Consider the following 12479-nt stretch of genomic DNA (forward strand, 5'->3'; position numbering starts at 1 on the left):
CGTGTCTCAGTCCCAGTGTGGCCGGTCACCCTCTCAGGCCGGCTACCCGTCGTCGCCTTGGTAGGCCATTACCCCACCAACAAGCTGATAGGCCGCGGGTTCATCCTGCACCGCCAGAACTTTCAACCACCCACCATGCGGTAGGAGGTGATATCCGGTATTAGACCTCGTTTCCAAGGCTTATCCCAGAGTGCAGGGCAGATTACCCACGTGTTACTCACCCGTTCGCCACTCATCCCCACCCGAAAGTGGTTCAGCGTTCGACTTGCATGTGTTAAGCACGCCGCCAGCGTTCGTCCTGAGCCAGGATCAAACTCTCCAACAATGTCTTCGAATTCAATCGAGGCAATTTTCTTGCTCTCAAAGGAACCTCATACGAGGTTCAATACATAAGCTCTACTGGCTTAGTTCACTAGCACACTGTTGAGTTCTCAAGCAACACACCCCGAGTCGCACCGCCGTCAAGCGGCCTTACTCGAAGCGAGTATTCCTAGCAGTTTTTGGTGGAACACCCACTCAATCGCCTTAAGCGAGAGCTTGGTTCGTGTCCCCGCCGCCCGGTTTCCCTGGCGACTTGGAGAACTTTACATGCCCCGAAACCCCCGAAAACAGGGGGGTCCCTTAACAAGATCAGCGCAGGTCAGACCCCATGACGAAGCCCGCCTGAGGCCCAGTGTGCACCCGCCGGCCCCGGAGCGCCAGAGAAAGAGCCGGGAAAGAACATTGCTCCGAGTACATTGCACCGTATTGCACCGCGTCAAAGCTCCGCCTAGCGTCGGCCGCATGACCCTCGCGTACGACGACTTCGGCCCGGAGCACGGCCGGCCGGTCCTCCTCGTCCACGGCCACCCGTTCGACCGCTCGATGTGGCGTCCCCAGGCGGAGTACCTGGCCGGGCGCGGCCACCGCGTCGTGACCCCCGACCTCCGCGGCTACGGGCAGTCCCCGGGAGAAGGCACCAAGACCACCCTCGGCGTCTTCGCGAACGACCTCGTCGGGCTGGCCGACGACCTCGGCCTGCAAAGGTTCGTCCTCGGCGGCCTCTCCATGGGCGGCCAGATCGTCATGCAGCTGATGAACGACCACCCGGAACGCGTGAGCGCCCTCCTCCTGGCCGACACCTTCCCCGGTCTCGACACCCCGGAGGCGAAGCAAGGCCGCATCGACACCGCCGCGAGGATCACCGAAGAGGGCATGCACGCCTACGCGGACGAACTCCTCCCCAAGATGATCTCGAGAAGCACCCGCGCGACCAGGCCGGACGTCGAAGCGCACGTCCTGAAGATGATGCGCACCGCTCCGAGAGAAGGAGCCGCGGCCGCACTGAGAGGACGCGCCGAGCGCCCCGACTACACCGAGGGCCTGAAGCGCATCGCCGTCCCCACCCTGGTGGTCGTCGGCAGCGAGGACGAGTTCACCCCGGTCGCCGACGCCGAGCTCATCCACCAAAAGATCGAGGATTCGACCCTGGTGGTCGTCGAAGGCGCGGGCCACTTGCCTAACCTGGAGCGCGAGATGGAGTTCAACGAGGCACTCAGCACCTTCCTGACCAGCAGCGGAGCCAAGCCATGACCCAGCAGACCGTGTTCGTGACCGGCGCCAGCGCCGGCTTCGGTGAAGCCATCGCCCGCCGGTTCGTCGCCGAAGGCGCCCGCGTCATCGCGGTCGCCCGCAGTGCGGACAAGCTCGAGAAGCTCGCCGGGGAACTCGGCGACGCCGTCCTCCCCGTGACCCTCGACGTCGGCGACCCCGAAGCGGTCAAAACGACGATCGACGGCCTTCCCGCGGAGTGGCAGGAGGTCGACGTCCTGGTCAACAACGCCGGCCTGGCCAAGGGCCTCGAGCCCGCGCACAAGGCGGACCTGCAGGACTGGGACGAGATGATCGCGACCAACGTCCGCGGCCTCGCGCACGTCACGCGCGCGCTGCTGCCCGGCATGGTCGGCCGCGGCCGCGGCCACGTCATCAACATCGGCTCGATCGCCGGCACCTACCCCTACCCCGGCGGCAACGTCTACGGCGCGACCAAGGCGTTCGTCCACCAGTTCAGCCTCAACCTGCGCAGCGACCTGCACGGCACCGGCGTCCGCGTGACGAACGTCGAGCCCGGCATGGTGGGCGGCACGGACTTCTCGAAGGTCCGCTTCGACGGCGACCAGGACAAGGCGGACAAGGTCTACCAGGGCACCACCCCGCTGACGGCCGACGACATCGCCGAGTCCGTCCACTGGGCCGCGAGCCAGCCGAAGCACGTGAACATCAACGTCATCGAGCTGATGCCGGTGGTCCAGAGCTTCTCGGCGCTCCAGATCTACCGGGAGAGCTGAAACAGGTCTGCCAACGCCTGCTGGGCCGGGTCCCGCTCGGTCGGCAGGCGTCCGGTCCGGGGCCGCCCGCCGGTGGACGGGTAGCGCAGCACCAGCTCGCCGATGCCGGCCAGCTGGTCGAGCAGCTCGCGCACGGACAGGTTCATCCCGGCCCGGTCGGCTTCGCGGCGCATCAGGTGCGTGACGGTCGCGGCGAGCACCGAGACGAGCCCGTGGGCGGCGATCCGCTGGCGCGTCCACTCCCAGCGCGGGGTCGGCCCGGTGACGGCGGGGCCGGTGAGCCAGCGGAACGTCGACTCCAGGTGCGTGCGGGCCCGGTAGGCCGTGACGACGTCCCCGATCGGCCAGTCCCGGTCGGTGACCAGCACCTGCTTGCCGAAGAACTCCTCGTCCAGCCGGGCCAGCGCGGGGGTGTCGATCCGGCGTTCCAGGCGGATCTCCCCGGGCCGGTTCCCGCTCAGCACGGCGGTGAGCACGCGTTCGATGCGCCGGCCGCGCGTGACCCGGCCGAGTTCGGCGTGGACTTGGGCGCGGTCGCCGCGGTGGGTGCCCGCGGCCAGTGCCTCGGCCAGGCCGTCCAGCTCGCGGGTCGCGGTGGCCAGCTCGTCGGCGAACGCGCGGGACTGCGCCGCGTGCAGCGTCGCCGAATGCGTGAGGATCACCCGCCGCCGGACGCCGTCGACGACCGCGTGCGTGTCCAGCGCGGTGAGGCCGGCGAACCGCTCGGGGTCGACGCGCTTGCGCGCCGACGCGGGCTGGGTCAGCAACCCGGGGTGATCGGTCAGCGGCAGCGAGCCGACGAACCCGCTGCGTGAACCCAGGTCGAGCTGGGCCGCCTGGCCGGAGTGGAAGACGAGCGTCGCGGGGCCCAGCTCCGCGGTCAGCGAGGCGAACGTCGGCGCCGTGCCGTCGTCGCGCCGGTACACGCGCGACGCCAGCGGGATCGCGCCGTCGCGAGTCACCCGCAGGCCGGCGCCGGCGAGGACGCCCCGGCACGCCGAGGGCAGCGTGCAGTCGGCCGGGGCGAACGCGGCGAACTGGGGGACGTCGACGGCGAGCGCCGCGTGGTCGTCCACCAGCTCCAGCACGGCGGAGGCGACGGTGTCCTCGATGCGCGTGATGCGTTCCGGGGTAAGCCTTTCCAGCGCCCGCCAGGTTCCCTCCACTGTGGACACCCGGGGCCGCACGAGATCGGCCGCCGCCCCCGAGGCCCACCACTCATCGATGGGCGCCGACGGCGCGGTCGCCCGGTGCAGCACGGCGATCGCCAGCGTCAGGCCCAGCGAGGGCTTCGCGCGCTGAGGGCCGGCGACGTCGTCGACGCGCCGGACGAAGTCGAGGCGCGAGAGCGTCGCCCACACCGCGGCGACGTCGCCGTACGTCCGGTACGAAGCCGACGCGGGCTCGCCGCCCGGGACGGCGCGGGCGATCTCCTCGGCCGTCCCGAGATAACGCTGGGTCACCACCCGCGGCTTGCCGTCGACCCTCCCGGACTCCGCGAGGTAGTAGTACGTCCGTCCGCCGATCTTCTTCCCGACCACCGATGCCACCCTTTAGGTAATACACGGCCGGAAGCTGATCGACAACCGGCCGAGCGCCCTGACCTGCGACGACGATCACGCGCACCGATCGGGTGAGTCGGGTGCGGAACACACACTGGCTGGTCCCGCGAGGACGGTCCTAGCGTGGGTGGAATGGGACCCGAACCCGACGCCACCGCCCCGACCGCCTCCGCGATGCGCCGTGCGCTCGCCCGGGCGCGTGACGGGAAGACACTGGACGTAGCCGAAGCGAGCGTCCTGCTGCACGCCCGCGGGGACAACCTCACCCAGCTTTCCGAGTACGCCTCGCGCATCCGCGACGCGGGCCTGGCCGAGGCCGGCCGCGCCGGCATCATCACCTACAGCCGCAAGGTGTTCATCCCGCTGACCCGGCTCTGCCGCGACCGCTGCGGCTACTGCACCTTCGTCACGGTGCCGGGCCGGCTGGAATCGCCGTTCCTCTCGCCCGACGAGGTCCTCGACATCGCCCGCAAGGGTGCGGAGATGGGCTGCAAGGAAGCCCTCTTCACCCTCGGCGACCGGCCCGAGGACCGCTGGAAGGCCGCCCGCGACTGGCTGGACGCGCACGGCTACGACGACACGCTCTCCTACGTCCGCGCCATGGCGATCCGGGTGCTGGAGGAGACCGGCCTGCTGCCGCACCTCAACCCCGGCGTGCTGTCCTGGCAGGACTTCCAGCGGCTCAAGCCGGTCGCGCCGTCGATGGGGATGATGCTGGAGACCACGGCGACCCGGCTGTGGAGCGAGAAGGGCGGCCCGCACTACGGGTCACCCGACAAGGATCCCGCGGTACGGCTCCGGGTACTGGAAGACGCCGGGCGCAGCAGCGTCCCCTTCACCACCGGGGTGCTGATCGGCATCGGCGAGACGTTCGAGGAGCGCGCGGACGCGCTGTTCGAGATCCGCAAGGTCGCCAAGACCTACGGCGGCATCCAGGAAGTCATCGTGCAGAACTTCCGGGCCAAGCCGGACACGAAGATGCGCGCGACGCCGGACGCCGACCTCGAAGAGCTGGCCGCGAACATCGCCGTGGCGCGGCTCGTGCTCGGCCCGAAGATGCGCATCCAGGCGCCGCCGAACCTGATCGGCAACCAGTACGACCTGATGATCCGCGCCGGGATCGACGACTGGGGCGGCGTCTCGCCGCTGACCCCGGACCACGTCAACCCGGAACGCGCGTGGCCGCAGATCGACGAGCTCGCCCGGCGCACCGAGAAGGCCGGGTTCGAGCTCAAGGAACGGCTCACGATCTACCCCGAGTACGTCAACGCGGGCGAGCCGTGGCTGGACCCGCGGATCACCCGGCACGTCGCCGCGCTCGTCGACCCGGCGACCGGGATGGCGCGCGAGGGTGCGATGCCGGTCGGCATCCCGTGGCAGGAGCCGGACGGCGGCTGGCAGCAGTCCGGGCGCACCGACCTGCACACCGAGATCGACACCACCGGCCGGACCGAGGACCGCCGGAGTGACTTCGACTCGGTGTACGGGGACTGGAAGGAGATCGGCGACCGGATCAAGACCGGGCCGCAGAAGTTCGACTCCACCGTCCTGGAAGCCTTGCGCAGTGCGGAAAAGGACCCGGCCGGACTGTCCGACGACGCCGCGCTCGCGTTGCTCTCCGCCGAGGGCAAGGAGCTGGACGCCTTCACCAAGCTCGCCGACGACCTGCGGCGCGAGACGGTCGGCGACGACGTCACCTTCGTCGTCACGCGGAACATCAACTTCACCAACGTCTGCTACACGGGTTGCCGCTTCTGCGCCTTCGCGCAGCGTCGCACCGACGCCGACGCGTACACGCTCTCGCTGGAGCAGGTCGGCGACCGCGTCGACGAGGCGTGGGCCGCCGGCGCGACCGAGATCTGCATGCAGGGCGGCATCCACCCGGACCTGCCGGGCACCGCGTACTTCGACCTCGCGGCCGAGGTCAAGCGCCGTCAGCCGGACATCCACCTGCACAGCTACAGCCCGATGGAGGTCGTCAACGGCGCGTCGCGGACCAACCTTTCGCTGCGGGACTGGCTGATCGCGGCGAAGGAGTCCGGCGTGGACTCGCTGCCGGGCACGGCCGCGGAGATCCTCGACGACGACGTCCGCTGGGTGCTCACCAAGGGCAAGCTGCCGACGTCCGAGTGGATCAAGGTGGTCACCACCGCGCACGAGGTCGGGCTGCCGACGACGTCCACGATGATGTACGGCCACGTCGACACGCCCGCGCACTGGGTCGCGCACCTCAAGCTGCTCGCGAAGCTGCAGCGCGACGGCCTGGAGAAGCACGGCAAGCGCGGGTTCAGCGAGTTCGTGCTGCTGCCGTTCATCCACCAGAGCTCGCCGATCTACCTCGCCGGGCTCGCCCGCCCGGGCGCGACGCAGAACGAGAACCGGGCGGTGCACGCGCTGGCCCGGCTGCTGCTGCACGGGATGATCGACAACATCCAGAGCTCCTGGGTGAAGCTCGGCACCGAGGGCAGCCGCGCGGTGCTGCAGGGCGGCGTCAACGACATCGGCGGCACGCTGATGGAGGAGACGATCAGCCGGATGGCCGGCGCGTCGAACGGGTCGTACAAGACGATCAGCGACATGCGCGAGATGGTCGAGCCACTGGGCCGGCCGCTGGTGCAGCGGACGACGGGCTACGGCCGGCCGTCGGCGGAGCGGATCGCCGCGGCGGAGGCGTCCGACGGCGTCGCGACGGCCGTGCGCAAGCCGCTGCTGCCGTTGCTCACGCCGTAAGAGCGGTAGCGGGCGCCCAGGCTCCGGGCGCCCGCTACTCTTCCGGATCATGGGGGTTTTCCGCTTCACACCACTTCTCTTCGTCGCGCTTCTCGCGGGTTGCGGCACTACGCCGCCTCCGCCGCCCGTGCCCACACCCACGACGACGCCGAGCCCGACGTACGCGCCGCCGCCGTCGAGTGGACTGTCGCTTTCGGTCGGCCAGGTCGAAGCCGGCCTCGGGCACCGCGCGAGCGTGCTGACGCTGACCAACCTGGACAGCGTGCCGCGCAAGGTCACCGGCTACCCGGACGTCGAGGTCCTCGCCGGTGACGGGACGCCGCTCGACGTCAAGGTCCTGCACGAGACGTCCTACTTCGCCCCGGACCCGGGCCCGCAGGACCTGACCCTGAAGCCGGGCGACAAGGTCCTGTCGGTGCTCGCGTGGTCGGCCACCGTCACCAGCGGCGACAAGCACACCGGTGCGGCCGTCTCGGTGGTCCCGATCCCCGGGGAACCCGCGCAGCGGCAGCCGCTGGAGACCGACCTCGGCACCACGGACACCGTCAAGCTCAGCGCGTGGGCGACCGCGATCGGCCACTGACGACCCTGTGTCACCGCTCACAAACCGACGGTTGACCAGCCGGATTCTGTGCTAACTCTGGTCCTTCACCGGCGGGAAGGGACCGCGATGAGCACCTCCGTGGCGCCACTGGAAATGGTCGACACCGACCGCTACCCGCTCACCGATCCGGGAAGTGCCGCCTGGCGGGAAACCGTCGAGCGCACCCGCGCGGACCTGGCCGACGTCGGCTGCAGCGTCCTCGCCGACTTCGTCCGGCCCGAGCTGCAGGAGGTGCTGCGCGCCGAGTGCGCCGCGCTCGAGCCGCACGCGTACACGAAGATCGAACAGGTCAACGCCTACAACACCGCGATCGACGCACCGCTGCCGGAAGACCACCCCGGCCGGACGATCATGGAGCGCGGCAACGCCTTCGTCGCCCGCGACCACATCCCGGCGGGCGCGCTCATCGGCCGGCTCTACACCAGCCCGGTGTTCCAGCGGTTCATCGCCGACTGCTTCGGGCTGCCGCAGCTGCACGAGCTCGCCGACCCGCTGTCCGGGCTGACGCTCAACGTGATCGCGCCCGGCCGCGCGCACCCGTGGCACTTCGACACGAACTCCTACACCGTCAGCATGCTGACGCAGGCCGCGGACGCCGGCGGGACCTTCGAGTACTGCCCGAACATCCGCTCCGCCGAGGCCGAAAACTTCGCCGACGTCCGTGCGGTGCTGTCCGGGGAAAGCACCCGTTCGGTCCAGCGGCTCGGCCTCCGTCCGGGTGATCTGCAGCTCTTCAAGGGCCGCTTCGCCTTGCACCGGGTCACTAGGGTGGAGGGGAAGATCGCCCGGCACTCCGCGATCTTCGCCTACAGCGAGCGCCCCGGCGTCATCGGCAGCCCGGAGCGGACCAGGCAGCTCTTCGGCCGGGTCCTGCCCGAACACCTGGCCGGTCACGCCGTGCGGGGCGACGCCCTTCTCGACTAGATCTAGGAGCCTGGCCCGTGCCTTTCGACTCGACCGGCAAGATCTCGTTCGACCACATCTACACCGCGCCCGACCCCCGTCCGTTCTTCGGAACGTTGCAGCGCGTGGACTACCGGATTCCGCAACTGGCGAAGCCGTACTTCGAGAAGCTGATCGGCGAGCACCCGGCCGAGTCCCCGACGGTGCTCGACGTCGGCTGCTCGTACGGGGTCAACGCCGCGCTCCGGCGCTGCGACGCCACGATGGACGACCTCTACGCGCACTACACCGCCCCGGACGTGCGGGCGCTGAGCCACGCGGAGCTGATCGAGGCCGACCGGGCCCGCGTCACCGGCACGGGCGGCGCGAAGTTCTTCGGCCTCGACGCGGCGGCACCCGCGCTCGAGTACGCGCTTTCCGCCGGCTTCCTCGACGAGGCGATCCACGCGGACTTCGAGAACGACGACCCGGACGGCACCCAGCGGAAGCTGCTCGACGACGTCGACCTCGTGATCTCGACCGGTTGCGTCGGTTACGTCACCGAGAAGACGATCACCCGGATCGCGCGCGGCTCGCGGCCGTGGATGGCGCACTTCGTGCTGCGGATGTTCTCCTACGAGCCGGTCGCCGACAGCCTGGCCGGGCTGGGGTACGAGACCGCGCAGGTACCGGGCGTGTTCCGGCAGCGGCGGTTCGCCTCCGCGGAAGAGCGGACGCAGATCCTCGACGCCCTCGACGCCGCCGGGGTCGACCCGGCCGGCGTGGAATCCGACGGCTGGCTGTACGCGCAGCTGTATGTTTCCCGTCCTGAAGGCGCGGCCGCGGGACTCGCGGCCACGCTGGCCACCTCACAGCGAGAAGGATGATCGTGAGCAGTCCGGAATGGTCCACCCGCACGTTCGGCAACGAGGACCGGCTTCCCCGCGTCCCCGTGCCGACCCTCGCCGACAGCGGCCGCCGCTTCCTGGAGTGGTGCGGCCCGCTGCTGACGCCGGACGAGCTGGCGGAGACCGAAGCGGCGGTCGAAGACTTCCTCGCGCCCGGCAGCCCGGCCCACGGGCTGCAGGCCGCGCTGGAGGAGTACGACCGGTCGCCGGGGGTGCACAGCTGGCTGGACACCTTCTGGCCGTACCGCTACCTCGGCCGCCGCGACCGGATCGCGCTCAACGCCAACTTCTTCTTCCTGTTCCAGGACTCCCCGCTGGGCCAGGTGGAGCGCGCGGCCGAGCTGACCGCGGCCGCCGTGGACTACAAGCTGAAGCTCGACGACGAACTGGTGCCGCCGGTGCTGGTGCGCGGCGGGCCGCAGTCGATGGTGCAGCACCAGTACCTGTTCTCGGCGACGCGCATCCCGGGTGAGCTGCTGGACACCGCGCGCACGCGGTTCCCGTCGCCCGAGCGGCACATCGTCGTGTTCCACCGCGACACGCCCTTCCGGATGGACGTCATCGCCGCCGACGGCCGGCCCCACACGGCGGAGCAGATCGCCGACGGCCTGCGCGCGATCCTCAAGGACGACCACGTCGCCGACGTCCCGGCCGGGCACTTCACCACCAAGGCCCGCGCGGAGTGGGCGGTCAGCCGCAAGGCCCTGCTCGAAGCCGGCAACGCCGAAGCGCTCGAGACCATCGAGACGGCGTTGTTCTGCCTGTGCCTGGACGACTTCACGCCGTCCGACGCCCTGGAAGCGAGTGACCGGCTGCTGTACGGCGACAACCGCTGGTACGACAAGGCCGTGTCGCTGATCGTGTTCGAGGACGGCACCGCGGGGATCAACGTCGAGCACTGCGAACTCGACGGCACCACGATCCTCGGCTTCACCGACGCGCTGCTGAGCGGCACGCGGGAGCCCCGGGAGCCGGCTTCGGGAAGCCCCGGCCACGAGGTCGTCGAGTTCACGCTGACCGACGCCCTGCGCGAAGACGCCCGTGCGGCCGGAGCGGCCTTCCGGGCGTACGCGGACGCGACGGCGACGCAGACCGTGTCGTTCGACTTCGGCGCGAACCGGGCGAAGGAGCTCAAGATGTCGCCGGACGCCTTCGCGCAGATGGCGTACCAGCTGGCGCACCGCCGGGCGAAGGGCCTGACCGGCGCGACGTACGAGTCGATCGCCACCCGGCAGTTCCGCAACGGCCGCACCGAGGCCATGCGCGTCGTGACGCCGGAGGTCGTGCGCTTCGCCGACGTCCTGACCGACGCGAACGCGACGGCCGACGACAAGCGCGAAGCGTTCCGGACGGCCGCGGCGAAGCACGTCTCGCGGGCGAAGGAGTGCCAGGCCGGGGACGCGCCGGAGCAGCACCTCTGGGAGCTGCAGCTGATCGGGAAGCGCCGGGGCGACACCGGGACGCCGGCGCTGTACAGCTCGCCGGGCTGGCTGAAGATGCGTGACGACTACCTGAGCACCAGCTCGGCGCCGTCGGTCAACATCCGGTACTTCGGGTTCGGCTCGACGAGCCCGCAGTGCATCGGCATCGCGTACGTGCTGCTGCCCGACCGCTGGAACATCTACCTAAGCACGCCGAAGCACGTCTCGGCCGAGATGTACCGCTTCGCCGACGAGCTGGCTGTCGCGGTGCGGGAACTGCAGGAGCTATTGGCCGAGTAGCTGCCGCAACCAGGTCAGCCGGGCGGCTCGTGCGGCCCGGCTGACCTGCGCTTGCGGCGCCAGCGAGTCGAAGCCGTGGAAGCCGCCGGGCCAGACGTGCAGCTCGGCCTCGCCGCCCGCCTGCCAGATCCGGCTCGCGTAGGCGACGACCTCGTCGCGGAACGTCTCCGCCGTGCCGACGTCCAGGAACGCCGGCGGCAGGCCGGAAAGGTCTTCGGCGCGGGCCGCCGCGGCGTACGCCGGGACGTCGTCCGTGCCCCGGCGATCACCCAGGTAGGCCGTCCAGCCGACGTTGTTGGCCGTGCGGTCCCAGAGGCCGTGGCCGTCGAGGTCGACGGCCGAGGGCGTGTCGTTGCGGTCGTCGAGCATCGGGCAGATCAGCAGCTGCCCGGCGAGCTCCGGTCCGCCGCGGTCGCGGGCGAGCAGCGCCGTCGCCGCCGCGAGCCCGCCACCCGCGCTGATGCCGCCCACCACGATCGGCCCGGCGCGGTGCTCGACCGTCCACAAGAGACCGGCGTAGCAGTCCTCGACCGGCACCGGGTACGGGTGCTCGGGTGCGAGCCGGTAGCCCGGCGAGACGATCGTCAGGTCCGTCCCGCCCGCCCAGTCCAGCAGGTTCGGCACGTCCTGGCCGAGGTGGCTGCCGACGATCGTGCCGCCGCCGTGGACGTAGTACAGGACGCCCGCGCTCGACGCCGGCGTCATGACCAGCAACGGAACGTCCCCCGCGTACTCCTCGGTGACCTGGTACGCCGGGTACGCGGCGGCCAGCTCTTCGAGGGTCCGGTGCTCGGCGGCGTTCAGCTCGCGGCGGCCGGGGATGTCCTCAAGGGAAGCCAGCGGCGGGCGGAGGGCGCGCAGGGTTTCGACGACCGGCGCCAGCTCCGGGTCGAAGGGCGGCGGCGTCATTCCGTGGGGTCCGAGACGACGAGGACCAGCGAACCCTCGAACGTCTGCTGCTCGCGCAGGCGGCCGTAGCGGCGTTCCCACGTGCCGTCGTCGAGGTCGTGCTGCAGCTCGGCGGCGAAGCGGTGGTGCACGCGGTCGTCGACGAAGCTCCACGCCGAGCACGACAGCCGCGCGCCCGGGTCGAGCAGGCGTTCCGGGCGCGCGTAGTAGGCCTCGTTGAAGCCGTCCGTGCAGTCGATCGGGATGGGCACCGGGACGATCGACGTGTGACCGCCGAGGCCGTCGGCGATGTCGTCGACCGACGGGTAGCGCCGCGCCTCGGTCTCGATCACCTCGGGTGCGTAGTCGAGCAGCCAGAACCGCCGCAGCAGGGCCGGGTCGCAGGTGAGGATGGCGACCGGGCCGCGGGTGACCCGGCGCAGCTCCTTCAGCCCGGTCCACAGGTCGTTCCACTGGTGGACGCTGAACGTGCTCATCGCGCCTTCGAACGACCGGTCCGCGAAGGGGAGCTTCTCGGCCACGGCGTCGACCGCCGGCGGCAGGTCCGCCGGGCGCTGCGCGCGCATCGACGCGGACGGCTCGACCGCGGTCACTTCCCGGTCTTCGGGTTCGTAGGCGCCGGCGCCCGCACCGACGTTGAGCACGGTCCGCGCATCCCCCAGCGCGTCGAGGATGTACTGGCCGATGCGGGGGTCCGGCTTGCGGTAGTCGGTGTAGACCCCGCCGATCGCGCCGTAATCCGCGTCCCCGGCGCTGCCGTCCGCACGTCGCTGGCTCATGACTGAAAACTATCAGCGCTCCCGGTCCGCGAGGGCGTTGCTCCGCCGGGCGTAAGC

10 protein-coding genes and 1 rRNA gene are annotated in these 12479 nt (G+C 70.4%); 7 read left to right on the plus strand and 4 right to left on the minus strand.

The features are described from left to right. Positions 1 to 325: ribosomal RNA gene (locus QSK39_RS00005) — 16S ribosomal RNA — on the minus strand; the annotation flags it as partial. Between the two features lie 458 nt (positions 326 to 783). Between QSK39_RS00005 and QSK39_RS00010 the strand changes: the two genes are divergently transcribed. Next, on the plus strand, positions 784 to 1572 hold the full coding sequence (locus tag QSK39_RS00010; protein WP_285475579.1) for an alpha/beta fold hydrolase: 789 nt from the start codon (positions 784 to 786) through the stop codon (positions 1570 to 1572). Continuing rightward, positions 1569 to 2327, plus strand: a complete 759-nt coding sequence (locus tag QSK39_RS00015; RefSeq protein WP_285475580.1) for an SDR family oxidoreductase — start codon at positions 1569 to 1571, stop codon at positions 2325 to 2327. The genes QSK39_RS00010 and QSK39_RS00015 overlap by 4 nt, the downstream gene beginning before the upstream one ends. Here the strand turns inward: QSK39_RS00015 and QSK39_RS00020 are convergent. Beyond that, a complete protein-coding gene (locus QSK39_RS00020) occupies positions 2312 to 3868 on the minus strand; it encodes an IS1634 family transposase (protein ID WP_285475581.1) in 1557 nt (518 codons plus the stop codon). The two genes, QSK39_RS00015 and QSK39_RS00020, sit on opposite strands and share 16 nt — an antisense overlap. Before the next feature lie 153 nt (positions 3869 to 4021). Between QSK39_RS00020 and QSK39_RS00025 the strand changes: the two genes are divergently transcribed. From QSK39_RS00025 to QSK39_RS00045, 5 genes are all read left to right on the plus strand, one after another. Further along, entirely contained in the window at positions 4022 to 6619 is a 2598-nt protein-coding gene (locus QSK39_RS00025) for a bifunctional FO biosynthesis protein CofGH (RefSeq protein ID WP_285475582.1), read from the plus strand. A gap of 127 nt (positions 6620 to 6746) precedes the next feature. Continuing rightward, positions 6747 to 7202 (plus strand): DUF4232 domain-containing protein, encoded by a 456-nt coding sequence (locus QSK39_RS00030; RefSeq protein WP_285475583.1) that lies wholly within the window; start codon positions 6747 to 6749, stop codon positions 7200 to 7202. An 87-nt stretch (positions 7203 to 7289) separates the two neighbouring features. Further along, entirely contained in the window at positions 7290 to 8147 is an 858-nt protein-coding gene (locus QSK39_RS00035) for a HalD/BesD family halogenase (protein ID WP_285475584.1), read from the plus strand. 17 nt (positions 8148 to 8164) lie between these two features. Beyond that, positions 8165 to 8992 carry a class I SAM-dependent methyltransferase gene (locus QSK39_RS00040; protein WP_285475585.1) on the plus strand — a complete coding sequence of 276 codons (828 nt, stop codon included), beginning with the start codon at positions 8165 to 8167 and terminating at the stop codon, positions 8990 to 8992. Then, positions 8989 to 10734, plus strand: a complete 1746-nt coding sequence (locus QSK39_RS00045; RefSeq protein WP_285475586.1) for a choline/carnitine O-acyltransferase — start codon at positions 8989 to 8991, stop codon at positions 10732 to 10734. The genes QSK39_RS00040 and QSK39_RS00045 overlap by 4 nt, the downstream gene beginning before the upstream one ends. Here the strand turns inward: QSK39_RS00045 and QSK39_RS00050 are convergent. Further along, a complete protein-coding gene (locus QSK39_RS00050; protein WP_285475587.1) occupies positions 10720 to 11643 on the minus strand; it encodes an alpha/beta hydrolase fold domain-containing protein in 924 nt (307 codons plus the stop codon). The genes QSK39_RS00045 and QSK39_RS00050 overlap by 15 nt on opposite strands. Then, positions 11640 to 12422 (minus strand): class I SAM-dependent methyltransferase, encoded by a 783-nt coding sequence (locus QSK39_RS00055; RefSeq protein WP_285475588.1) that lies wholly within the window; start codon positions 12420 to 12422, stop codon positions 11640 to 11642. The genes QSK39_RS00050 and QSK39_RS00055 overlap by 4 nt, the downstream gene beginning before the upstream one ends. Positions 12423 to 12479 lie beyond the last annotated feature (57 nt).

Origin of the sequence: Amycolatopsis sp. NBRC 101858, from assembly GCF_030269325.1 — a bacterium.
In the GTDB taxonomy this organism is placed as follows: Bacteria; Actinomycetota; Actinomycetes; order Mycobacteriales; family Pseudonocardiaceae; genus Amycolatopsis; species Amycolatopsis ponsaeliensis.

Excerpts from the sequence above, each read along its gene's own strand:
- QSK39_RS00010 (WP_285475579.1), top strand. The coding sequence starts at position 784 with ATGACCCTCGCGTACGACGACTTCGGCCCGGAGCACGGCCGGCCGGTC.
- QSK39_RS00055 (WP_285475588.1), bottom strand. The coding sequence starts at position 12,422 with ATGAGCCAGCGACGTGCGGACGGCAGCGCCGGGGACGCGGATTACGGC.
- QSK39_RS00050 (WP_285475587.1), bottom strand. The coding sequence starts at position 11,643 with ATGACGCCGCCGCCCTTCGACCCGGAGCTGGCGCCGGTCGTCGAAACC.
- QSK39_RS00035 (WP_285475584.1), top strand. The coding sequence starts at position 7,290 with ATGAGCACCTCCGTGGCGCCACTGGAAATGGTCGACACCGACCGCTAC.
- QSK39_RS00045 (WP_285475586.1), top strand. The coding sequence starts at position 8,989 with ATGATCGTGAGCAGTCCGGAATGGTCCACCCGCACGTTCGGCAACGAG.
- QSK39_RS00025 (WP_285475582.1), top strand. The coding sequence starts at position 4,022 with ATGGGACCCGAACCCGACGCCACCGCCCCGACCGCCTCCGCGATGCGC.
- QSK39_RS00015 (WP_285475580.1), top strand. The coding sequence starts at position 1,569 with ATGACCCAGCAGACCGTGTTCGTGACCGGCGCCAGCGCCGGCTTCGGT.